A 21,147-nucleotide genomic window follows, 5' to 3' on the forward strand; every position below is an offset into this window, starting at 1 on the left:
GTATCTACCTGTATGAGGCCACGACGTTCGTTACGCGCTGGTCGAGCATGGCGGCGGGCGGCTGTCCGCCCGCCGCACCGTGCGAGCGGTGATAGTTGTGGTGCGCGTTCCACATGCAGAGGGCATCCGCGCGCTGCTGCTCGGAGGTCCAGGTGCGGGCGTAAAGAAACTCTTCGGCCAGAATTCGGTTGTAGCGCTCCACTTTCGTCCGTTTGTGCCTCGCACCGATCAAGGACCGGGTGAACGCGTCTGCGCGATAGCACGGGCCGTTGTCGGTTACCACCTGCTCGATGTGGGTGATCCCGTGCGCCGTGAACCAGGCCCTCGCGCGGTGCATGAAGCCTGTCGCGGTGGCGGCTTTCTCGTCCGGCAGAGGTTCGGTGCAGGCGAGGCGGGTGTGGCCGTCGACGGCGGAGTGCAGGTACACGTATCCGCGTTTCCCGGTCTTGGTCTTCGATCGTGCCGTCGCGCGGGCTTGCTCGGAGTCGCGGCCGTGGACGCGCCACCCGTCGCCGTCGGGAATGCGGCCAACCTTCTTCACGTCCACATGCACCATGTGCCCTGGCCGCTTCGCGACGATGGGGCGGGGTCGCCGGTTGGTGTCACCGTCGGGGTCGATGAATCTCCGCCGGTTCAGCCCGAGTCGGCCGATGATCCGGGTAACGGTGCGACGGCTGATCTGAACGCCGTCGTCGTTGAGTTCGAACGTGATCCGGGATGCGGACCACTTGCACTCGCGCCGCCAGGTCTCGATCTGCTCGACGGCCTCCGGCGGTGTCGGGGTCGGTTGACGTCGCGGGGTGGATGACCGGTCCAGCAGGCCGACGTCTCCGTAGCGGCGCCACCGGTTGAACCACTTGGACGCGCATGCCCGCGAGATGCCCATCTCGGCTGCGACGTGGGCGACCGGACGATCGCTGCAGCGGTCGACGAGACGTCGCCGTCCTTCGAAACTCAGCGGCGCGTTGCGGTGTGCCATGGGGGTAGTCCTTCCGTAGGCTCGCCGTGGGACGAGCCAAGATGGTTGAGTGTCATCTATCGCCCGCGCAGCGTTGCGATCGCCGCAACGAGCGCCAACGCTGGCATGACGATGGCCGCGACAAAGCCCGCCTGCACACCCGCCGTCAACGCAATCTTCCCTGCTCCGACGGTATGGGAGACGAGCACTGTCGTGGCAATGGCGGCCCCCAATGCGCCTCCGATCTGGAACGACGCGGTGTTCGTCGCTGACGCGACTCCGGCATCGCCGTCAGGCACGCCGGACAGCGCGGCCACGGTGCCTGCCGCGGTCGCCGCTCCCAGGCCGCAGCCGAAGAGGACAAGCCCGCCGAAAAGGTCAGCGAAGTACGTGCCGTCGACGTCGATCCTCGTCAGCAAGACTGCGCCGCAGCCGGCACAGACGGCAGCTCCTGCCGCCACGAGGCGGACGCCGACGCGGCCGACGAGCGCCTGGGCGGCGTAGGAACCGACGACAGCCATCAGCGTCAACGCGATCGTGCCCATCCCGTACCGCAGCGGCGAAAACCCCAAGACCTGCTGCCCGTACGTGGAAGTCAGCATGCCGATCGCCCACGCGGCCATGCCGATCTACAGCACGACGGCGTTGCCACCGACCAACGACCGAGACCGGAACACGCCCAGCGGCACCAGCGGCGATGGCGTTCGCGACTTGATCCAACAGAATGCGACGGCCAGCACGACGGCAGCCGCTGCCAGCACGAGCGTCTGCACGCTGGTCCATCCTGCTTCGGGCCCCCGCGCGATCACCGCGCATACCAGCACCAACGCCCCTGTCAGCGTTACCGCGCCCGGTACATCGAAGCGGCGGCTCACCGTGGTGTCGCGGCTTTCCCACAACAGCGCGGGCGCCGCCACGAGCAGAACCGCCGTCACGGGAAGGTTGAGAAAGGAGATCCACTCCCAGCCAAGGAGGTCGGTCAGCAGTCCACCGATGAGCAACGCCGCCGTCGCGCCAAGGCCGCCGACACCACCCCAGACCGCGAGTGCCTTGTTCCGCGCCGTGCCTTCGGGGAATGTCGTGATCAGCGGGCAAGCCACTGATCCACCGTCGGACGCGACACCCCGGCCAGGTCCGCGACCTCCTTCTTCAACCGCCCTTCCGCACACCACAACACAATCCGGGCCCGGGTCGCCACCGCCGCCGACACGCCCGGACTGTTCACCAGGGTCCGCAACTCAGCCCGCTGCTCCACGCTCAACTCCACCCACCCAGTCAACACCAAGATCGGTTACAAACCCTCTCGGTCACGCAGGAAACGGATCGCGGCGTCACGGAAAAGGAATCGAACCACTGGAGACATGAGCACGGACCGACCGCGCGAGTGCCGCTACAGATCCGTCTTGTCGGCGATGGCGACGCGCGAGGACCTTTCGCCGTTCCGCCTGGCACGGTGGGCAGCGAGCAGGAGAGCCAGCACGCTGACCGCGCCAAGGACCATCAGGGGCGCGAGTGCCCAGGTAAAGCTGCCCGTGGCATCCTTGATCTCCCCGATCACCCAGTTCCCGCCGAACGCGGCCAGCGAGCCCAGCGCGTTGACCATGGCGACACCGGCAACCGATTCACGCTTGCTCATCCATTCCGTGCACAGGCTCCAAAACGGCCCCTTTGCGGCATACGTGCCCACGAGGACGACGGAAACGATGACCAGGAAAATCACCGGCGACGAACCGAACGGCACGAACGCGAGCGCGATCGCGGAGAGACCGATCGGGATCGCGGTGGCGCGGACACGTTCCGCACGCCGATCGGAGAAGCGGCCCCACAGCACCATGCCGAGGACGGCGATCGCGAATGGCGCGGCGTTGAGCCAGCCGACCTGCGCGTTGCTGAGACCGAACGTCTTCATCATCTGCGGTTGCCACAAGGACAGCCCCTGGCTGATGGCGGCGGTGGATGCGTACACCAGCGCCAGCAGCAGGATCGTCTTGTTGAGCAACAGTTTCCGCAGCGGCAGGTGGCTGTCGTCGACCGCCTTCTCCTGGTCGCGCAGCGCGGACTCAAGCCATTGACGCTCGTCGTTGGGCAGCCACTTGGCGTCACCCGGCCGAGAGGGAAGCACGATGAACGCGAGGAATCCCATGAGCACGGCGGGCGAGCCCTCGATGATGAACAGCCATTGCCAGCCGCTGAGCCCCAGGAATCCCTCTAGGCCGAGGAGATAACCCGATATCGGCGAGCCGAGCACACTGGCCATCGGGATGGCCATGCTGAACCACGCGATCACCCTGGCCCGGTATGACGGGGGAAACCAGAAGGTGAGGTAGAGAATGACCCCGGGAAAGAAGCCCGCTTCGGCTGCGCCGAGCAGGAATCGCAGCACCGTGAAGGAGGTCGGGCCGACGGCGAAGGCCATGCCGACCGCGACGATGCCCCAGGTGATCATGATGCGGCCGATCCACCGGCGGGCACCGACCTTGGCCAGCGCGACGTTGCTGGGCACTTCGAGAAGCACGTAGGCGAGGAAGAACATCGAGGCGCCGAGCCCGAACTGGGAGGCGCTCAAGCCGAGGTCGTCGTTCATCTGCAGCCCGGCGAAACCGACGTTGGACCGGTCGATGTAGGCGATCAGGTAGGCGACCACGAGGAAAGGTAGAAGCCGGAAAGAGATCCGCCGGATCGCGGATCGCTCCACTGAGGATGTGGTCCTCGCCGCGAGTTGGTCGTCAGGCATGCAAACGCTCCTGGGAGAGATCGAGCCGATACACGGAATCGGCCGTGGCGTGAAACAGATCGGCCTGTTCGGCGGCGGACAGGCGCGCGGCGGCCTTCGCGAAGGCGTTCCACAGCACCCGGTAACCGAACATGCCTTTGTCGACGGGGAAGTTGCTGGCGAACATGCAGCGCCGGGGGCCGAACCGCTCGAGACACGCGTCGAGGTAGCGACCCATGACTGCGGCCAGCTCGTCGGAGGATGGCGGTGTAGCGCGCTCGTCGAACCGGAAGCCGAACACGCGCAGCCCGGCCCCCGATAGTTTCATGTGGACGGTGGGATACCGGGCGAGCTCCGTGACCTGCTCGAGCCAGTTCTCGAACACCGAGCCGGACCGCTCGGCGTAGGGCCCGACTCCGAGCGGTCCACCGAAGTGGTCGACGACGATCGTGGTGTCCGGACAGGCACGTACCAGCTCGGTCACCTGATCGAGCTGGGTGTGGTATGCCCAGACGTCGAGCGTCAGGCCGCGCCGGCCGAGCAGCCGTGCGCCGTCGTGGAATCGCGGGTCGAGCAGCTGGTCCGGCTGGGCCGGCCGCGGTGAGCTGACGACGCGCGGGTCCGCGTGCCACGCAGTTTGGTTCCGCACGCCGCGCAACCGCCCGCCGGCCTCGTCGGCCAGTACGTCGAGTACTCGGCCGAGGTTCGCGCCCAGCGTCAGTTCGGCGCCTGCCACTATCGCGCGGCAGACTTCCGGCCCTCCCGGACGGCTTTCCCGCGCCGCTTCGGCGCTCGCCCGCGCGAACCGCACCTCTCCGGCCGACTTGAGCTCCTCGGGCCCGTCGGTCAGGTACCGGGACCGGCACTGGACGTAGACGGTGGCCGCGACGGCGGGAACGGTATCGAGGTCGCGCAAGAATTCTTCGAGCAAGTAGCGGCTTCCCTGGCGATCCCACAGGTGGTGATGGGCGTCGACCAGCCGTACCTCGGGAACCGCGAGCGGCTCCTGGGTGAGCTCGAGCCAGCCCTCCCGGATCGGCGGATGCACCCCGGAGGCCGACCCCCTGGCAAGGGTGTTATCGAACGCCATTGTCGAGCCCATCTCGCTTGTTCCATTGTACGGAACGCACTTTCATACAGCGGGCTCATCGTGAGTCACGGCAGAAGGCAAGTCAAGTGCGGAAGACATCCCGATCCCGTCCCGGCCACGGTGAGCGCCGGGTCGAGTGGACGAATCAGCGCAGGTGGCGGCCGATGGAGTCGGCGGCTCGCCGGACCGCGAGGCTCAGCTCGTCCGCACTGCCCGCGAGGTCCGCATCGGTGCCGTTGATCTGCACGGCGGCGAGACAACCACCGTCACGATCCCGGATCGGGGCGGCGATGGACGCCATGCCGATCAGCCGCTCACCGCTCGCGTAGTGAAAGCCCTTCGCCCGGATCGCGTCGAGATCGCGCTCGAACCCGGCGCGGTCGATGACCGCCCCCGAGGCGTACCGCGGCTCGTCGAGCGTGGCCCACAGCGCGTCGACCTCGTCCGGCGACATTCCGGCGACCAAGACCTTCCCCGCGCCCTGATGCAACGGCAACCGCTCACCGATCGGCAGCTGGTACCTCTGCGGAACCCGGCCTTCGACGCGGGCGACGACCGCGCGGTCATACCCGACCCGCACGTACAGCGAAGCCGTGTAGCCGGTTTCCTCGGCCAGATCACGCAGAACGGGACGCCCGGCGAGGATCAGACGATTCGACTTCACGTAGGCGTGGGCACCCAGCAGCGACGCGATACCCGTGGCGAAGCCACCGTCGATCCGCTCGACGCGGCCATGCGCCTCCAGAGTGCCGAGAATGCGCTGCGTGGTCGCCTTCGGCAGGTTCAGCTCACGCGCTATGTCAGTCAGGCGCAGTGGCCGGGCGGCCATTTCCAGCAGCTCGAGCACATCGAGGGCGCGATCCAGCGACCGCATGGCCGACGACGCCGGCGCCGCGGCCTTCTCCGAATCCTTCGCGCCCCGGATCTCCTGCACCCGCCCACCTTATCCGAGCCCGCCGAGCCGGCCGCCCTTGACAGGCCGAGTCGGCACGATGCAGAGTACCGCTCATCTTATGGGCCAAAGTTTCATACAATGGAACATAGCGTGGTCCGGTTCAGTTCTTCGAAAGGTTCACGTCGTCGTGCTCATCACCATTCTCGGACTCGGCGAGGCCGGCTCGCTCTACGCCGAAGGGCTCGTCGCGGCTGGTCACACCATCCGCGGCTACGATCCTTTCGCGCCCAGCACGCCAGAGGGCGTCCGCAGATCGCCCTCGATCGCCGAGGCGGTCGAGGGGGCCGAGTTCGTGCTGAGCGTCACCGGCGCCCGTGCCGCGGAAAAGGTGGCAGCTGAAGCCGCCGCCCACCTCACGGCAGGCGCGGTGTTCGCCGACCTCAACGTCGCCTCCGCGGCGACGAAACGCGCGATCGCTTCCCCGGTGATCGCAGCGGGCGCCGTGTTCGCCGACGTCGCCGTCGTCGGACCGGTTCCCGTGCACCGCTCCGCGACCCCGGTCGTGATCAGCGGGACCGGCCGCGCCGCCACGGCCCGGCTCTTCGAGACCCTCGGCGCGCCCGTGGAGATCGGCGGTGACGAGCCAGGAGACGCGTCGAACCGCAAACTGCTCCGCAGCGTCTTCATGAAGGGCCTGGCCGCCGTCATCAGCGAGGCGCTCGATGCCGCGGACGCCGCCGGCGCTCGCGAGTGGGTCAAGAAGCAGATGCGAGCCGAACTGGTCCTGGGCGACGCGATCATCGACCGGCTCTACGACGGCACGATCAAACACGCCTCGCGGCGCGGCCACGAACTCCGCGACGCGGCCGAGCAGTTGCAGCAGCTCGGCATCGACCCGGTCATCACCACTGCCTCGGCCCTGCTGCACGAGCAGCGTGCGCACGAGGTCACCGACCAGGTCCCGGACGAGATCCTCGACGTCCTCGCCGGCCAGTCCGCTGCCGCCACCGGTGACGCGATGGGGCGCCTCGGTCTGCTGCCCACCGCGATCAGGCCGGTCTTCCCCGCCCCCACCGTCGTCGGGCGCGCACTGACCGTGTGGGTCCGCGCCGGTGACAACCGCGGGCTGCACGAGGCGCTCGAACAAGCGCGGCCGGGCGACTTCCTGGTCGTCAACGGAGAAGCCGACACCTCGCGCGCGGTGCTGGGCGAACTGCTGGCCGAGCGAAGCCTCGCCAAGGGCATCGTGGGCGCGGTCGTCGATGGTGCGGTACGTGATGTCGACGTGCTCGCCGAGATCGGTTTCCCCGTGTGGGCACGGGGATTGAGTCCCGCGGGTCCGTTCAAGTACGGGCCGTGCCGGATCGGCGAGCCGGTCGCCGTCGGGGGAGTGGTCGTCCAGCCCGGCGATGTCATCGTGGCCGACAACGACGGCGTCGCGGTGGTACCGAAATCCCAGGCGCCCGAGATCGCCGTCGCGGCCCGCGAAGTCACCGAACGCGAAGCCGAGACCCGGCGCACGATCCGCGCGGGCACGGCGAAACCCGCTGTCACGCCCCACTGATCACCGAATCCGCACAGATTTCTTTCACCGTCGAAAGAAAGGCATCGCATGCTCCTGCTGCCGGACTCTTCGTCCGCTCACCCCTGCGAGGATCCGTCATGACCGGGATCTGGGCGCTCGTCGCGTTCATCGGCGTGATCATCGTCTTCAACGCGGGCTTCAAGCGGAACATCGGCGAATCGATGATCGCCGGTTTCCTCGCCTGTGCGGCGTTCGGCGGAACCGATGCGGTTCAGATCGCATGGCACGGTCTGGTGGAGGCCTTACAGGAAGAGGTCACCTTCGCGACGCTGGCCTTCGTCGTCATGAGCTACCTGCTGTCGATCTCCGGTGTCATGGACCGCTTGATCGGGATTCTGAGCTCCGTTTTCGGCCGCTTCCGCGGCGGCTCCGCCTACGTCTCGACCCTGGCGTCCGGTCTCTTCGGCACCGTCGCGCACGCGGGTTCGGCCATCACGGCCACCGTCGGTTCCGTGACGATCCCGTGGATGCAGCGGTCGAAAGTGTCGGGTCCGGTCGCCGCTACCATCGTCGCCGGAAACGCGGGCATGGGCATCACCTTCCCGCTCAGCAGCTCCTTCTTCATCCTGACGACCTCGGCGACCGTCACCCCGCTGCTGTCCGCCGACGACCTGGTCATGCCGCTGTTCGCCGTCGGCGCCTGGTGCCTGGTGTACCGGCTGATCGTCGTGACGATCCTGATCCGGAAACACGACATCCAGCCGATGGCCTCCGCCGACATCCAGCCTCTGCGGCACACTCTCGCCAACGGCTGGTCATCGCTGCTGATCTTCGCCGGCATCGTCGTTCCCGTGCTCGCGACCATCGGACCGACCGGCCGGTTCGTCACGGAGCGGGTCGGCGAGGACGGTGCCGACGCCATCAGCCTGATCACCTGGCTGCCGGTGTGCGTGCTCGTCGCCGGGCTCCTCATCGGGCGAAAGGCGCTTCCGCGCCGGGCCCGCGACTGGTGGTCCCTGCTCGGCGAGACCTCGAACCGGGTCGGCGTCGTCGGTGTCACCATGGTCGCCGCCTTCGCCGCCTCCAACGTGCTGGGCTCGCTGAACCTGCCCGCCGAGCTGACCGAGCTGCTCGGACACGTCGCCAGCCTGCCCAAAATCATCGTCGTGGCGCTGGTCGGGATCCTCGTCATGCTCGTGGCCGCGCCACTGACCTCGACGGCGACGATGGCCGCAATCGGGCCGGTCGCCTTCGCCACGCTCGTCAGCGCCGGAGTGTCGCCGACGATCGCGGCCGCATGCGTGCTGGTCTTCGCCTCGACCGAGGGTGCCTCTCCGCCCGGCGCGCCGCCGATCTACGTCGCGGCGGGCATCGCGGGCATCGACCCCGGAAAGACGTTCCGTCCGTTGATCCTCTACTACACGATCCCCGTCCTGTTCGTCGGCGTCTTCATGGCGCTCGGCTACATCCCCCTTCCCGGCTAAACGCACCCGAGGTGGTCCCAGTGCAGCGCACGCTCGGCACGATGATCAATCGTCTCTTCCGGATCTCCGTCATCGCTTTCCTCGCCGGCGGCTTCATCCTCACGTTCGGACAGCTGGCAGGCGTCGTCATCGGAGACGGCGCGATACTCGTCGCACTCGAGAACGTGCTCGCCGTGCCGACCTACGTCTGCGCCGCCATCGCTGGTTTGCTCGCGTTCATCGAGATGTACACGAGCAAACCAGCCGAAGGCAGCGAGTGAGTTCCGGTTCGTCCGAAGTGGAACCGCCATGATGCCTATGAACGGGATCTGCGGCTGCGCACCGTGCAAGCGATCAGCGGCGGCGGCCCCAGTACCCAGCACGCAGCCAATGCCGCGCTCGATGTGCGCAGTGGGGGCGGCGGGTGCAGGGGTTGGAGCCGGATCCGGACACGGCGGCGTGGGTGCGGTGGATGTTCGCCGAGCGGGCGCGTGGCCGGTCGGTGGCTTCGTTGGCGCGGGAGCTCAATGCGCGTGGTGTGCCGTGCCCGGCCGATGTGGACCAGGCTCGGAACACACATCGCCCGGGTAAGGGGTGGATCGCCCGTACTACCGGGCTGATTTTGGAGAATCCACGGTACACCGGCCGGCAGGTTTGGAACCGGCACTCCACCCAGGGCCACGGCGCCGGAGGCCGGACGGGTGGCCGAGGCTCAGGGGTAGTGCGTCGGACTGCGGTGCGGGAGTGGGAAGTGTCCGAGCGGCGGTCTCATCCGGCGTTGGTCGATGAGTCCACGTTCCTTGCGGTGCAACGGATCCGTGCTGCACGGCCGACCAAGGACGGCGAGGCGCGCACGTACGAGTTGGCTGATCTGGTGGTGTGCGGGGAGTGCGACCGTCGGATGGACGCGCAATGGGTGCATGGTCGTGCCGATTATCGCTGCCGGCATGGTTACATCGCTGCGCTACCGCGGCCGCGAGGATCAGCTTCGCGATGCTTTACCTGGCCTGCTCAGTCAGCACGGTGGGGAACCACCTGGGGAGGATGTGGGCAACGACGTTGGTGAGCATCTTCGCCGAGCAGGGCTGGAGATCGTGTGCGGCCACGCGGGCTGGGCCCTCAGGCCGATACCAAGCTGTCCAGCTCCCGAGCCGATGGCCTCACCCGGCCAGATACCCTCCGCGCTCGAGACGGACTCCAGCGTCGAGTGCCAGAAGAAAACCCCGCTACCGGAAGTAAGGAGTGCCAGCCGCTGAGTTGAAAATCGTGGGGCAAGAGAGTGTCCGAGTCCGAGTCCGAGTCCGAGACTTGAACTCCCAAATGCGCGCAACTTCCCGTGTTTGGGGAAACCACACCAAAATCATAGCAGGCCGTGTTGTCTTGTGGGGTAGGTGTGCGGGGCGTTGACTGGTGGGAATTGTCGGCGTGTTTGCGGGTAGCGGCTTGCCGCAGTGCCGAAGTTATGGCTCGGGCTTGGTTGGCACGCTGACAGCAAGGCCCTGGGCAGACCCGTCGGTTATCAGGCGCATGTGGCTGATAACCGACGGGTCGCTCGCTGCTTAGAAGCTGGTGACGGCCAGCTGGTAGCAGACGGCGCCGATGGCGAGGAGCCCGATGGCGGCCAGGACGTTGTGCCACCACCTGTTGCGGAGGTCGCCCATCAGGCCGCGCCGGTTGGCCAGGACGACGAGCAGCACCGCCAGGACGGGAGCGACGACGACCGTCAACGCCTGGGCGGCAATGATCAGCTGGACCGGTGACGCGCCCCGTGCCAGCACGGTGACCAGGGCGCCGAAGCCGAGCACGCCGAGGATTCCGGCGCGGACCCTCCATGATGCGAGCTTGTTGCCGAATCCGAGGCCGTCGGAGAGCAGCGTGCCCCCGGCGGTGGCGTTGGCGATCATCGCCGAGAGTGCGGCGCCGGTAAAGCCGAGCGAGAAGATGGTCCGCCCGACCTCACCGGCGATCGGGGTGAGCACGGTCGAGAACTGCTTGAGCGTGGCGCCGTCCTCGCCGCCGACTCCCGGAAGGACCGCGGCGGCGGCCATGATGACCAGCGCGGTCATCACTCCGGGCGCGACGATGCCGGGGATGGTGTCGGCGAGGGTGGTCTCGCGGTACTGCTCCCGGCGCAGTCCGCGCTCGCGCGAGGCGTAACCGGCGTAGAACGCGGCGTTGACCGAGAAGTTGGTGCCCACCAGCGCGACGATCAGCAGCCCGACTCCTGCGGGCACGATCGGGACCACAGATCCGACGGCCGCGGCGCCCCAGTCGGGCCGGGTGACGATCGCGGTGGCGACGAACGATGCCGCCATGATCGCGACGATGACCAGGACGAGCTTCTCGATGATGGTGTAGAGCCGCCGCGCGAAGAGGATCCCGACCACAACGGCCGTGCAGGCCAGCGTCCACCACATCGGCGAGCCGCCGAACACCAGCGACAGGCCCAGTCCCGAGCCGACGGCGTTGCCGACGGAGAACATCAGCGTGATCGCGAAGACACCGAACCCGGCGAGCCCGCCGACCCAGCGGCCGAGGTGCTGCTTGATCGTCTGGACGATGGAGCCCTTCGAGACGAGCGCGATCCGGATGCTCATGTCGGTGTAGATGAGCATCAGCAGGGTGGAGACGGCGATGACCCAGATCAGGGAATAACCGAAGCGGCTCCCGGCCTGCACCGCCGAGGTGAGGTTGCCGGGCCCGAACTGCCAGGCGCCGACGATGAAGGCCGGCCCCATCAGGGCTAGCATCCGCAGTGCCCGGCGTCCACGGCCGGCCGGTGCGGAACCGGAGGTATCGGTGGGCCCGTTGTTCAACCGGGCGGGTGCTGCGTCGGACATGGTGGTTCCTCACCCCCGCGCGGCGTTGTCGCGGGGTTGCTCGGGACGGCATTGTCACCGGACCGACCGGGTGGCCGGCAAGGGCCGGATGTGCAACGGCACACCCGGCCCGCGGGTCCGCTCAGATGAGCTTCGCGCTGCGCAGCGCCTGGACGATCTCCGCTTCGGCCTCGGGGGAGAGGTCGATCAGGGGCGAGCGCACGGTCGCGTTATCGAGCACGCCGAGCGCCTTGAGGGCCAGCTTCAGGGCAACGGTTCCCTCCATGTGCGAGCCGCGGTGGTAGACGGCCTTGGTGACCGGCAGCAGCCGGTCGTGCACGGCGCGGGCCGCGGCGTAGTCCTGGGCCTTGCCGGCCGCGATCAGTTCGAGCAGCGGCTCGGGAGCGATGTTGCCGTACCCGACGAGCAGCCCGTCCACATCGAACATCGTGTGCAGCAGGTACTCGTCGTGGCACGACAGGATCTGCAGGTCCGGGACCTCCCGCCGCAGGACCGGGATTTCGGTGTCCCAGCGGCGCATGTTCCGCACACCGTTCTTGGTGGCGAAAACGCCTGGCTGCGAAGCGATCTCGAGCTGCGTGTCGAGGTCGTAGTTCGCCTTGGTCACGTCGGGGTACTGGAAGAGGATGCACGGCAGTCCGGCCTCCTCGTAGATCGCGCGGTAGCGCTCCTGCGGGGCGCCTTGCTGGTAGCCGAACCGCAGCCATCCGTGCGAGGGGTAGACCAGCGCTGCCTCCGCTCCGGCTGCGACCGCGCGCTTGGCCTCCTCGACCGCCACGTGCGTGCCTTCGCCGGTGATCCCGGCGATGACGGGCGTGTCGACGGCCTCGACGAGGTGGGCGATGGTGGCGACCTGCTCGTCCTGGGTCAGGAACGTTCCCTCGCCGGCGTGGCCGAGGACCACGAGGCTCTTGACGCCGTCGTGACTGGCCAGCCACTGGCCGAGCTTGGCCATCGCCGGGTGATCGACCTCGCCGTCGGGTGTGAAGGGTGTGACCGGAGCAGGGTTGAGGCCGCGGAGATCGAGAGACATGCCTGGGACTCCATTCGTGGGAACGGTCGCGGGAACGTTCCCACGACAATGCGCCACGGCTCGCGGAGTGTCAAGACCGATCCCGGGAACGTTCCCAAGTTCCGGTAGGCTCCTGGGTGTGGTGACGATTCTCGATGTGGCCCGTGCGGCCGGGGTCAGTAAGTCCACGGTCTCCCGCGTGCTCGACGAACGCCTCCCGCGTTCGACCAACGAGACCGCGGAGCGCGTTCGCAAGGTCGCGGCCGAACTCGGCTACGTGCGCGACCCGCTGGCCTCGGGGCTGCGCCGTTCCGGCACCAGCACGGTGGGGGTGATCGTGCCCAGGCTCACCGATACGGTCATGGCGATGCTCTACGAGGCGATCACCGAGGTCGCAGCCGGCCGGGACCTGTTCACGGTTGTAGCGACCACCGAGGACCTGCCGGAAGCGCAGGACAAGGCGGTGCAGTCGTTGCGGCGCCGCAGGGTTGACGGGCTCATCCTGACCACGGCGCGCGTCGGCGAACCGGTCGACGCCGGCGCGGCCCGCTACGCTCTCGCTCTGCGCACCGATGGCAGCAGCCCGGCCGCCGTCGGCGACGACCGCCTCGGAGCGCAACTGGCGACCAGGCACCTCATCGATCTCGGGCACCGCAGGATCGGCCTGGTCGGCGGGCCCGCGTACGCGTCGAGCGCGCGAGGGCGCGCGGAGGGCTACCGAGAGGCGCTGGAGAACGGCGGAATCGGCTTCGACCCGGCGCTGGTCGCCGGTGACGCGTTCTCGATCGAGGCCGGTGAGATCGCGGGGCGTCAGCTGTTGGATCGCCCGGACCGGCCGAGTGCGGTGTTCGCGGTCAACGACAACACCGCGATCGGTGTGCTCGCCGCTGCGCACGCGTTGGGTTTGGAGGTGCCCCGCGACGTGTCGATCGTCGGCTACAACGACATCCCGGTGGTCAGCAGGCTGCCGGTCCCGCTCACCACCGTGCGGGTTCCGTTCAAGCAGATCGCCGCCGACGCCCTGCGCCTGCTCCTGGACGACAGGCGGGGGAGCGGCGAAATCCTGGTGAGCGCGCCGACTCTCATCCCGCGCAGATCGACCGCGGCCCCGGTTGGATAACTCGTTGGTAGCTGGTCCAACACGACCTTCCCAACAGATCGCACAGTTGGCACTACGTCGTCCCAAGGACGAGCCAATGGCGCTGCGGAGGTTCATGATCGGTGCCGAGTCCGAGTGTCGCAGCGCCTGCAGCCTTGCCGACCGTGGTCATGGCGAGTGTGCCTGGTGCACCAGGTGGAGGCATGTGCTGGTGCTCGACGTCAGTACCGGACCTTGCCGTAGTCGACCTCTTGCTCGGGGAAGTCGATAGCGCGGTGCCCGAGTGCTTGCATCCGTTCCCGCATCTCGTCGGCGGGCGACCGTTGCTGTGCGTTCGACGTAGAGCCCGCCGTCGACATGCGGGGTAGTGGACTGCATGCTCTGTTCTATAACGGTGGGTGATAGTAAACAGGACTCTGCGCTCACGGTGTCCGCAGTTGCGGAGCTGCTGAGGGCGGTGGCTGCGGAGTCTGAGGTTGACGCTGCGGGCATCTCAACGATTGTGGGTGCGGAGCTGCCCGCCGATGAGGCCGCTGTGTTGGAGGACCAGATCCGGAACCTGCGTTCCTTACTGCCGTGCTTACGGCGCCGCGGGCAGGAGTTGTCGACGTTGTTCTCCAGTGCTCAAGAGCTTGCAGAGCTGCGTGATACGGATGCCCTCCTTCATCGTCTCGTGGAGCGGGCACGAACTGATGGGCACGGACGTGACCTACTTGTCCGAGTTTCATGAGGGCAGTGATGCGTGTCCCACCGGCAATGGACTGGCGAGCAAGGTAATGCGCACGCGTTGTCCGCAGTGGACCTCCGTTTACCAGGGTGCAACAGGACAGGTGCGTCGAACGCGTCGCCAAGCTCAGGGGAAACGGTAATGTGATCGTTGTGGCCGTGTGTGCAGACCACAGCCACGGCGACGGCATCCACAATGGGCTGAGCCGTGTGGGTGGCGTCGAAAACAGCACCAAAGCCGGCCATAACGCCGCAGCCGAGAAGACCCACGACGGCGGGATCAGCCTCGGGGCCAACTTTGATGCACTGACCCTCGGTCACCAGGGCCTTTTCGCTGTTGCGGTTGGCCGGGTCAGTTTGTCGCAATGGGGTGCTTGGCATCTAGGCCTGAAGCTCAATCTTCAGCGCTGCCTTGGTCGGCTGCTGCACCAGCTCACGTGGGCCTCTCAGGCTGTTGGCCGTCCGCACGCATCTGCGGTTCCTTCGACTCGGGCCGCCTGGGCGGGAGTCTGTCGGGTGCTGCAGTTGCACCCGTGTTCTGGCTAGTCCCATACGGTTAGCTCGGCCAGCAGACGCTTCCATCGGCTGTTGACGGTGGGAGAGTCGTCCTCTACAGTTCCTCCCTAATCGTTTAGGAACTCGTTGCGACACTGGTTGGCGACGACCTAATCGTTTAGGGAGATGCGGTGGCAAAGAAGCCCACGCTGCGTGACGTCAGCCGTGCTACGGGCCTGTCGACATACACGGTGTCCAGGGCATTGAACGACGGCGACGACGTGGCGCCCGGTACTCGCGAGGTGGTGCGCGCGGCGGCCCGCGAGCTCGGATACGTGCCCAACCGGGTCGCGCAGGAACTACGGAAGAACACCCGCAGCTCGATCGCGGTGATCACGGCCAGCACCTCGAACTACTACTACATCGAGATGATGAAGGGCGTGCAGCGGGTGCTGCGGCCCACCGGCCGGACGGCGTTCGTGGCCGACATCGCCGCAGAGGGCCTGTACTCCGCGGAAGTTGAGGATGCCACCGTTCGCCAGCTGATCCAGTCGCGCACCGCAGGGGTCATCGCGACGTTGACGCTCAGCCCGGAGAACACGCGGCTGCTGGATGACTGGGACATCCCGGTGGTCTTCGTCGACTCCGCTCCGCCCGCTGAAGCGGTGCACGTGCCGTGCATCGCCACTGACAACGTTGCGGCGAGCACGCAGGTAGGCACGCACCTGGCCGAACATGGTTACCGCGACTGGCTTTTCCTGGCGTACCCCGATCGCTGGTCCACCCGGGTGGACCGAGAACGCGGCCTGCAGGAGGCCGCGAAGCTCCACGGTGCCCGGCTGGAAGTCTTGGAAAGCGACAACGACGCCGAATCCGCCTACCGCACCTTGGAAAAGTACCTGACCGAGCTCGCTGAGGCGCTGCCGCAAGCCATCGTCGCGGGCAACAACCCGATGTTGCACGGTGTGCTGCGCTACCTGCGCTCGCGCGGAATCCGGGTGCCCGCCGATGTCGGCCTCATCGCATTCGACGAGTTCCCGTGGGCGCCGCTGCTCGACCCACCGCTGACCGTGCTGAACGAGAACAGCGAGGAGATCGGCGAACTGGCCGCGCAGACCCTCACCAGGGTGATCGACGAACAACTCGCCGCCGAGCGAGAAGGCCAACAGCCGAGGCCTCGGTATACGGCGCAGGATCGGCGTGAGGTTCCCGCCGAGCTGGTCATCCGCCAATCCTGCGGATGTTCCGCGCCGTCGTGAAGGCCTGGCCCGAACCGAGCAATCATCCCGCAATCCCGCTGCAAACAATCCACTTAGGACTAAGGAGTAGCCGTGAAGCCTACCGTTCGCAGGTTGGCGCTGGCCGCCACCGCGCTGGCCGTTCTCGGCGCAAGCGCGTGCACCTCTGGTGATCAGGACGTCGCCGCCAAGCCCACGAAGATCGAGAAGATCGGCTTGATGGTTCAGGACATGTCCAACCCGTTCGTCTCCGCGATGGACAAGGGTGCGAAGGAATCCGCGGCCGCTATCGGGGCGACCGTCAACACCCAGGATGCGCAGCTCGACCTGGCCAACCAGAACAACCAGATCGACGCGTTCATCCAGCAAGGTGTGGATCTGATCGTGGTCAGTGCCGTTGACGAGAGCGGGCTGCAGCCCGGCATCGAGCGGGCGAAGCGCGCGGGCATCATCGTGGTCGCGGTCGACACCCCGGCGAAGGGTGCTGACGCGGTGATCATGACCGACGCCGTGCAGGCGGGCGAGAAGTCGTGCGAATACCTGTTCAGCCAGCTCGGCGGCAAGGGCAACGTGCTGCTGGTGGATGGCACGCCGATCCAGACCATCCGGGACCGGATCACCGGCTGCAAGAACGTGCTGCCCAAGTACCCCGGGATCAAGGTCGTCGGCCAGCAGGCGTCCAAGAACGACCGGGCGTCGGGGCTGATGGTGACTACTGACATGCTCACCGCGACGCCAGACGTCCAGGGCATCTTCGGGATGAACGACCCCTCCGCGCTCGGTGCGGTGCTCGCGGTGGAGCAGGGCGGCAAGAGCGGCCAGGTCAAGGTGACCGGTGTGGACGGTAGCCCCGAAGGGGTCTCGGAACTGCAGCGACCCGGTTCGCCTTTCGTCGGGACGGCGACGCAGAACCCAGCCGAGATGGTCCGGCAGGCCGTCCAGGTCGGCCAAGACATCGTCGCGGGCAAGCCGCCGCAGCGGCAAACCATTCTGATCCCGAGCGAACTGGTCACCCGGGAGTCGGTCGGCCAGTACGCCGGGTGGTGACGACCTCCGGTCGGGCCACCGGGTTTGCCGGTGGCCCGCGAGTGACGAGAAGGCTTCCATGACCAGGTCAACTCAGCCCTTGCTGCAGATCGAGGGCGTCACCAAGAGATATGGTCCGACCCTCGCGTTGGACTGCGTCGACTTCGACCTCCGGGCCGGCGAGGTGCACGCCCTGATGGGCGAGAACGGCGCCGGGAAGTCCACCCTGATGAAGATCCTGGCCGGCAACGTCGGCCGGGATTCGGGGCGGATCCTGTTGAACGGCGAGCAGATCGAGCTCCGGTCGCCGGGGGATGCCGCAGCGCATGGCATCGCGATCATCCACCAGGAGCTGAACACGGTTGCGACCATGACGGTGGCCGAGAACCTCGCGCTCGGTCGCGAACCGCGCACCCGGCTGGGCGTCCTGGACCGCCACGCGATGCTGGCGTCGGCCGAGGAGAAGCTGGCCCGCATCGGGGCCGACATCGATCCCCGGCGGCGCTTGGGCGAGCTCAGCGTCGGGCTGCAGCAGATGGTGGAGATCGCGCGAGCGGTCGCCGAAGACGCCGCCATCCTGGTGCTGGACGAGCCGACCGCGGCGCTGTCCCGGGCCGAGGCCGAGCAGCTGTACCGGCTCATTGGCGAAATGCGGGACCGAGGCGTGGGATTGATCTACATCTCGCACCGCATGGAGGAGGTCTGGCGGCTGGCCGACCGGGTCACCGTGTTCCGCGACGGAACCCACATCGGAACCCGGGCCAAGAGCGACATCGACCCTCCTGAGGTGGTGCGCATGATGGTCGGCCGCACGCTCGACGACCTGTACCACCGCGACCGGCATCCGATCGGCGAACCCGTGCTGGACGTGCGGGAACTCACCGATGGCAACGGCATCGGCCCGGTGAACTTCCAAGTGAGGGCTGGGGAAGTGGTGTGCCTGGCCGGTCTGATCGGCGCGGGGCGGACCGAGGTCGCGCGACTCCTGTTCGGTGCGGACCGCGCCCGCGGCGGTGACGTGCGGGTGTCCGGCCGATCGGTGGCCGCCCGGCGCCCGGCCGAGGCCATCGCGGCGGGCATCGCCATGGTCCCGGAAAGCCGCAAGGAACAAGCGCTCTTCCTCGACCACGCGGTGGAGACCAACATCGCGATCAGCTCCCTGGGTGACTTCCACCGGGCCGGTGTCCTGCAGCGCGGCCGGATCCGCCGGGCTGTCGAGGACCAGATGCAGCGCCTCCACCTGCGGCAGAACGCCCTGCGGCTGCCAGTGCGCGCGCTTTCAGGCGGCAACCAGCAGAAAGCGGCGTTGGCGCGCTGGCTGATGCGGCAGGCGGAAGTGCTCATCCTGGACGAGCCGACCCGCGGTGTGGACATCGGCGCCAAGAGCGAGATCTACGAAGTGATCAACGAACTGGCCGGGGCGGGCAAGGCCGTCCTGGTCATCTCCTCCGACTTGCCGGAAGTACTCGGCATCAGCGACCGGATCCTGGTGATGCGGGGAGGTCGCATCGTCCACGAGCTCGCGGCGGACGACGCGAGCGAGGAAAGCATCATGCTGCACGCGACCGGCACTGCCCGGCAGGTAACTGGAGAAGCCCCATGACAACGCAGACGACAACGCAGGGCCCCGACCCGGTGCGGGAGCGCAAGTCGTTCGACTTCGCGACCTGGTGGGATCGCGTGGGGATCCTCGCCGTCCTGATCGCTCTCGTCGTGCTGATGGCGCTGATCGCGCCCAACTTCGCCTCGGTGGAGAACCTGCTCAACATCGCCCGATCCATCTCCATCAACGCGATCCTGGCCGTGGGGCTGACATTCGTCATCCTCACCGCAGGAATCGACCTGTCGGTCGGTTCGATCGTCGCGGTGTCCGGGGTCGCAGCGGTGCTGGCCGCGATGGCCGGCCTGCCCACGCCCATCGCGGTGCTCGTCGGCGTCCTCGCCGGGGCCGCCGCCGGCCTCGGCAACGGCCTGCTCACCGCGTACCTCTCGCTGGCCGCGTTCATCGTGACGCTGGGCAGCATGACCCTGCTGCGGGGCCTCGCCTACACGATGACCGACGGCCAGCCGATCGTGTCGAACATGCTGAACTTCCGGGACATCGGCAACGGCTACGTCGCCGGTATCCCGGCGCCTGTCGTGGTCATGGCCATCGTGTACTTGGTCGCTTGGTTCGTCCTCGAACGCACCAAGTTCGGGCGCCACGTGTATGCGGTCGGCGGGAACGCCGAAGCCGCCCGGCTCGCGGGCATCAACGTCAAACGCGTGATGACGGCGGTCTACGTCATCGCAGGTGCTTGCGCCGGGCTGGCCGGCGTGATCTTCGCGGCGCGCGTGGTTTCCGCGCAGCCCACCGCGGGAACCGGCTACGAACTCGACGCCATCGCCGCAGTCGTTCTCGGCGGCACCAGCCTGGCAGGTGGCCGCGGCAGGATCATCGGCACCTTGGTCGGATCGGTCATCCTCGGCGTTCTCAGCACCGGCCTGATCCTGATGAACGTTCAGTTCTTCACCCAGCTGCTGGTCAAGGGCGCAGTGATCATCCTGGCTGTCGCCATCGACAGCCTGAAGCGCCATCCCATCCGCCTGCGCCGCGGTGGCACCCCAGTGGCGAGCCCGCCGACCGAATGACCCCGCACCGGAACCTGACAGAAAGGACGGACGTGGCCCTGCCTACCGTCGTCATCTCCGACCCCCGCCCCGGGCATCGCATCCACGAGCCCGTCCGCTTCGTTGTCCCTGCGGAATTGGACGGCGACCTGTGGACGGCGACGCAGCCAGACGGCACCATCGTGCTGTGCCAGCGGCTGACCGCGCACTCCACACCGGGGGAGACAGCGTTCGTCGCCACCGCGTCGTTCACCGGTCGGACCGAACTAGCGCTCAGCGGCCCGGTCACCAGCGCCGATCGCGGCATCCGCGCGCTCGAACCGCGCGAGGCGGACGCCTTCGCGCGGTTGGACACCGGGTACTTCGACCTGGAGCTGTGCACTGGAACCGCCCGAGGGACAGGCTCTTCCAAGTGGGGTCTCCGGCACTTCTCCTCGCTGGCAGAGGGGATCGACCTGCTGTCGTCCGGGAACAACGCCATCGGCGGCTTCTACGGGCCGTTTTTCACCCCGGAGAACGGCCTGATCAACCCGCCCGAGCACACGGTGGTCGACATCGAGGTCGTCGAGCGGGGCCCGGTGCTGCACCACTACCGCATGCGCGGCACGGTCCCGGACGGACTGCTCGACGAGCTGCGCGGCAAGAGCTTCACCATCGACTGGATCTTCACCTACGGGACGCCGCACTTCACCCGGCGCTACACCGTGGACGACTTCCAGACCGTGATCAATGGGCGTTCGGTCACCAACCTGATCACGGTCGGTGATGAGTTCGAGGGCGGCCAGGGCGAGTTGGTCTTCGACCGGTTCGAGACCTACGACCCGACGGTGTACCGGGCCGGGGACCCGTACGCGGCCGAACTCGCCGCCATGGTCGCCGAAACGCTGGAGACCTCGCAGTCCCGGAACCCGAAGTTCGACGAGTTCAAATCGCTGCTCACCGAAGACCTGGAGTCGGCCCACTGGGACCTCTACTGGCGACTGTTCTGCTCCTGGGAGAACGCGCTGGACGAACCGGAGATCCGCGAGCGCCTCGCCCGAGTCCGCGCCCGCGCGCGCGTGTTGGCCGACCACCCGGACCGGGAATGGATCATCACCCGACACCCGGTGGACATCTCCGCCACCCCGCACGAAACCGCCTTCCCCGGGCCTGCGGCCAAGACCGCCGAATACCACACCGGGACTGGACGGACGATGGTGTGGTGGACCGAAAAGCCCTCCGGAGCCTTCCAGATCGTCCAGCGCCCGCAATCGGGATGGGTGAACTGGGGCAGCAACGGCGAGAACGAGTGCCCGCAGCTCCCGACCGGTGTGTGGATCAAGACCGCTTACGGCCAGTTCGCAGACTGGCGCGCGGTCGCCGATGACCTGGAAACGCCACCAGAAGTCCGCCTGGTGTGACATCCGGCCGAGCCACGTGAGGGGCACCGTCGGGTCGTAGGTCTCGAACCGGTCGAA

20 protein-coding genes are annotated in these 21,147 nt (G+C 67.4%); 10 read left to right on the top strand and 10 right to left on the bottom strand.

The window, feature by feature from the left end:
* Positions 1-4: 4 nt before the first annotated feature.
* The 7 genes from OU415_RS22345 to OU415_RS22375 all read right to left on the bottom strand — a co-directional run bounded on the left by OU415_RS22345 (position 5) and on the right by OU415_RS22375 (position 5,695).
* Positions 5-979, bottom strand: coding sequence for an IS481 family transposase (locus tag OU415_RS22345; protein ID WP_270950972.1), 975 nt, complete (start codon positions 977-979; stop codon positions 5-7).
* Positions 980-1,035: 56 nt separating this feature from the next.
* Positions 1,036-1,581: an MFS transporter gene (locus OU415_RS22350; RefSeq protein ID WP_270950974.1), complete on the bottom strand. Its 546-nt coding sequence runs from the start codon at positions 1,579-1,581 to the stop codon at positions 1,036-1,038.
* Between the two features lie 6 nt (positions 1,582-1,587).
* Positions 1,588-2,058 (bottom strand): efflux MFS transporter permease, encoded by a 471-nt coding sequence (locus OU415_RS22355; protein WP_270950976.1) that lies wholly within the window; start codon positions 2,056-2,058, stop codon positions 1,588-1,590.
* Positions 2,043-2,213 carry a helix-turn-helix domain-containing protein gene (locus OU415_RS22360; protein ID WP_270950996.1) on the bottom strand — a complete coding sequence of 57 codons (171 nt, stop codon included), beginning with the start codon at positions 2,211-2,213 and terminating at the stop codon, positions 2,043-2,045. Before OU415_RS22360 ends, OU415_RS22355 begins: the two co-directional genes overlap by 16 nt.
* A gap of 135 nt (positions 2,214-2,348) precedes the next feature.
* On the bottom strand, positions 2,349-3,692 hold the full coding sequence (locus OU415_RS22365; RefSeq protein ID WP_270950977.1) for an MFS transporter: 1,344 nt from the start codon (positions 3,690-3,692) through the stop codon (positions 2,349-2,351).
* Positions 3,685-4,761, bottom strand: a complete 1,077-nt coding sequence (locus OU415_RS22370; protein ID WP_270950979.1) for an amidohydrolase family protein — start codon at positions 4,759-4,761, stop codon at positions 3,685-3,687. The genes OU415_RS22365 and OU415_RS22370 overlap by 8 nt, the downstream gene beginning before the upstream one ends.
* Positions 4,762-4,906: 145 nt before the next feature.
* Positions 4,907-5,695: an IclR family transcriptional regulator gene (locus tag OU415_RS22375; RefSeq protein ID WP_270950980.1), complete on the bottom strand. Its 789-nt coding sequence runs from the start codon at positions 5,693-5,695 to the stop codon at positions 4,907-4,909.
* Positions 5,696-5,843: 148 nt separating this feature from the next.
* Here OU415_RS22375 and OU415_RS22380 point away from each other — a divergent pair, with 148 nt between their 5' ends.
* The 4 genes from OU415_RS22380 to OU415_RS22395 all read left to right on the top strand — a co-directional run bounded on the left by OU415_RS22380 (position 5,844) and on the right by OU415_RS22395 (position 9,710).
* Positions 5,844-7,220 carry an RraA family protein gene (locus OU415_RS22380; RefSeq protein WP_270950982.1) on the top strand — a complete coding sequence of 459 codons (1,377 nt, stop codon included), beginning with the start codon at positions 5,844-5,846 and terminating at the stop codon, positions 7,218-7,220.
* Between the two features lie 98 nt (positions 7,221-7,318).
* Positions 7,319-8,665, top strand: a complete 1,347-nt coding sequence (locus OU415_RS22385; protein WP_270950983.1) for a TRAP transporter large permease subunit — start codon at positions 7,319-7,321, stop codon at positions 8,663-8,665.
* A gap of 20 nt (positions 8,666-8,685) precedes the next feature.
* Positions 8,686-8,925, top strand: a complete 240-nt coding sequence (locus OU415_RS22390) for a hypothetical protein (protein ID WP_270950985.1) — start codon at positions 8,686-8,688, stop codon at positions 8,923-8,925.
* A 143-nt stretch (positions 8,926-9,068) separates the two neighbouring features.
* On the top strand, positions 9,069-9,710 hold the full coding sequence (locus tag OU415_RS22395; RefSeq protein WP_270950987.1) for a recombinase family protein: 642 nt from the start codon (positions 9,069-9,071) through the stop codon (positions 9,708-9,710).
* Positions 9,711-10,203: 493 nt separating this feature from the next.
* On the opposite strand, the gene OU415_RS22400 is transcribed toward OU415_RS22395, so the two are convergent.
* Both OU415_RS22400 and OU415_RS22405 read right to left on the bottom strand, forming a co-directional pair.
* Complete coding sequence (locus tag OU415_RS22400) at positions 10,204-11,484, bottom strand: Nramp family divalent metal transporter (RefSeq protein ID WP_270950988.1); 1,281 nt, start codon at positions 11,482-11,484, stop codon at positions 10,204-10,206.
* Positions 11,485-11,605: 121 nt separating this feature from the next.
* On the bottom strand, positions 11,606-12,517 hold the full coding sequence (locus OU415_RS22405; RefSeq protein WP_270950989.1) for a dihydrodipicolinate synthase family protein: 912 nt from the start codon (positions 12,515-12,517) through the stop codon (positions 11,606-11,608).
* 121 nt (positions 12,518-12,638) lie between these two features.
* Between OU415_RS22405 and OU415_RS22410 the strand changes: the two genes are divergently transcribed.
* Positions 12,639-13,616 (top strand): LacI family DNA-binding transcriptional regulator, encoded by a 978-nt coding sequence (locus tag OU415_RS22410; RefSeq protein WP_270950990.1) that lies wholly within the window; start codon positions 12,639-12,641, stop codon positions 13,614-13,616.
* A 642-nt stretch (positions 13,617-14,258) separates the two neighbouring features.
* Here the strand turns inward: OU415_RS22410 and OU415_RS38260 are convergent.
* On the bottom strand, positions 14,259-14,702 hold the full coding sequence (locus tag OU415_RS38260; RefSeq protein ID WP_408641893.1) for an MBL fold metallo-hydrolase: 444 nt from the start codon (positions 14,700-14,702) through the stop codon (positions 14,259-14,261).
* Positions 14,703-15,007: 305 nt separating this feature from the next.
* Here OU415_RS38260 and OU415_RS22420 point away from each other — a divergent pair, with 305 nt between their 5' ends.
* The 5 genes from OU415_RS22420 (at position 15,008) to OU415_RS22440 (ending at position 21,090) form a co-directional block, all read left to right on the top strand.
* The gene (locus OU415_RS22420) at positions 15,008-16,075 is read left to right on the top strand and encodes a LacI family DNA-binding transcriptional regulator (RefSeq protein ID WP_270950991.1); all 1,068 of its coding nucleotides are present in this window, start codon (positions 15,008-15,010) and stop codon (positions 16,073-16,075) included.
* Positions 16,076-16,147: 72 nt separating this feature from the next.
* Positions 16,148-17,101, top strand: a complete 954-nt coding sequence (locus OU415_RS22425) for an ABC transporter substrate-binding protein (protein WP_270950992.1) — start codon at positions 16,148-16,150, stop codon at positions 17,099-17,101.
* 58 nt (positions 17,102-17,159) lie between these two features.
* Positions 17,160-18,683: a sugar ABC transporter ATP-binding protein gene (locus tag OU415_RS22430; RefSeq protein ID WP_270950993.1), complete on the top strand. Its 1,524-nt coding sequence runs from the start codon at positions 17,160-17,162 to the stop codon at positions 18,681-18,683.
* Complete coding sequence (locus tag OU415_RS22435) at positions 18,680-19,711, top strand: ABC transporter permease subunit (RefSeq protein ID WP_270950994.1); 1,032 nt, start codon at positions 18,680-18,682, stop codon at positions 19,709-19,711. The genes OU415_RS22430 and OU415_RS22435 overlap by 4 nt, the downstream gene beginning before the upstream one ends.
* Positions 19,712-19,743: 32 nt before the next feature.
* Complete coding sequence (locus tag OU415_RS22440) at positions 19,744-21,090, top strand: hypothetical protein (RefSeq protein ID WP_270950995.1); 1,347 nt, start codon at positions 19,744-19,746, stop codon at positions 21,088-21,090.
* Positions 21,091-21,147: the final 57 nt, after the last annotated feature.

The sequence above is a fragment of the Saccharopolyspora oryzae genome, from assembly GCF_027853915.1.
In the GTDB taxonomy this organism is placed as follows: Bacteria; Actinomycetota; Actinomycetes; order Mycobacteriales; family Pseudonocardiaceae; genus Saccharopolyspora; species Saccharopolyspora oryzae.

Excerpts from the sequence above, each read along its gene's own strand:
- OU415_RS22435 (WP_270950994.1), top strand. The coding sequence starts at position 18,680 with ATGACAACGCAGACGACAACGCAGGGCCCCGACCCGGTGCGGGAGCGC.
- OU415_RS38260 (WP_408641893.1), bottom strand. The coding sequence starts at position 14,702 with ATGCCAAGCACCCCATTGCGACAAACTGACCCGGCCAACCGCAACAGC.
- OU415_RS22365 (WP_270950977.1), bottom strand. The coding sequence starts at position 3,692 with ATGCCTGACGACCAACTCGCGGCGAGGACCACATCCTCAGTGGAGCGA.
- OU415_RS22370 (WP_270950979.1), bottom strand. The coding sequence starts at position 4,761 with ATGGCGTTCGATAACACCCTTGCCAGGGGGTCGGCCTCCGGGGTGCAT.
- OU415_RS22345 (WP_270950972.1), bottom strand. The coding sequence starts at position 979 with ATGGCACACCGCAACGCGCCGCTGAGTTTCGAAGGACGGCGACGTCTC.
- OU415_RS22385 (WP_270950983.1), top strand. The coding sequence starts at position 7,319 with ATGACCGGGATCTGGGCGCTCGTCGCGTTCATCGGCGTGATCATCGTC.
- OU415_RS22430 (WP_270950993.1), top strand. The coding sequence starts at position 17,160 with ATGACCAGGTCAACTCAGCCCTTGCTGCAGATCGAGGGCGTCACCAAG.
- OU415_RS22400 (WP_270950988.1), bottom strand. The coding sequence starts at position 11,484 with ATGTCCGACGCAGCACCCGCCCGGTTGAACAACGGGCCCACCGATACC.
- OU415_RS22405 (WP_270950989.1), bottom strand. The coding sequence starts at position 12,517 with ATGTCTCTCGATCTCCGCGGCCTCAACCCTGCTCCGGTCACACCCTTC.
- OU415_RS22350 (WP_270950974.1), bottom strand. The coding sequence starts at position 1,581 with ATGGCCGCGTGGGCGATCGGCATGCTGACTTCCACGTACGGGCAGCAG.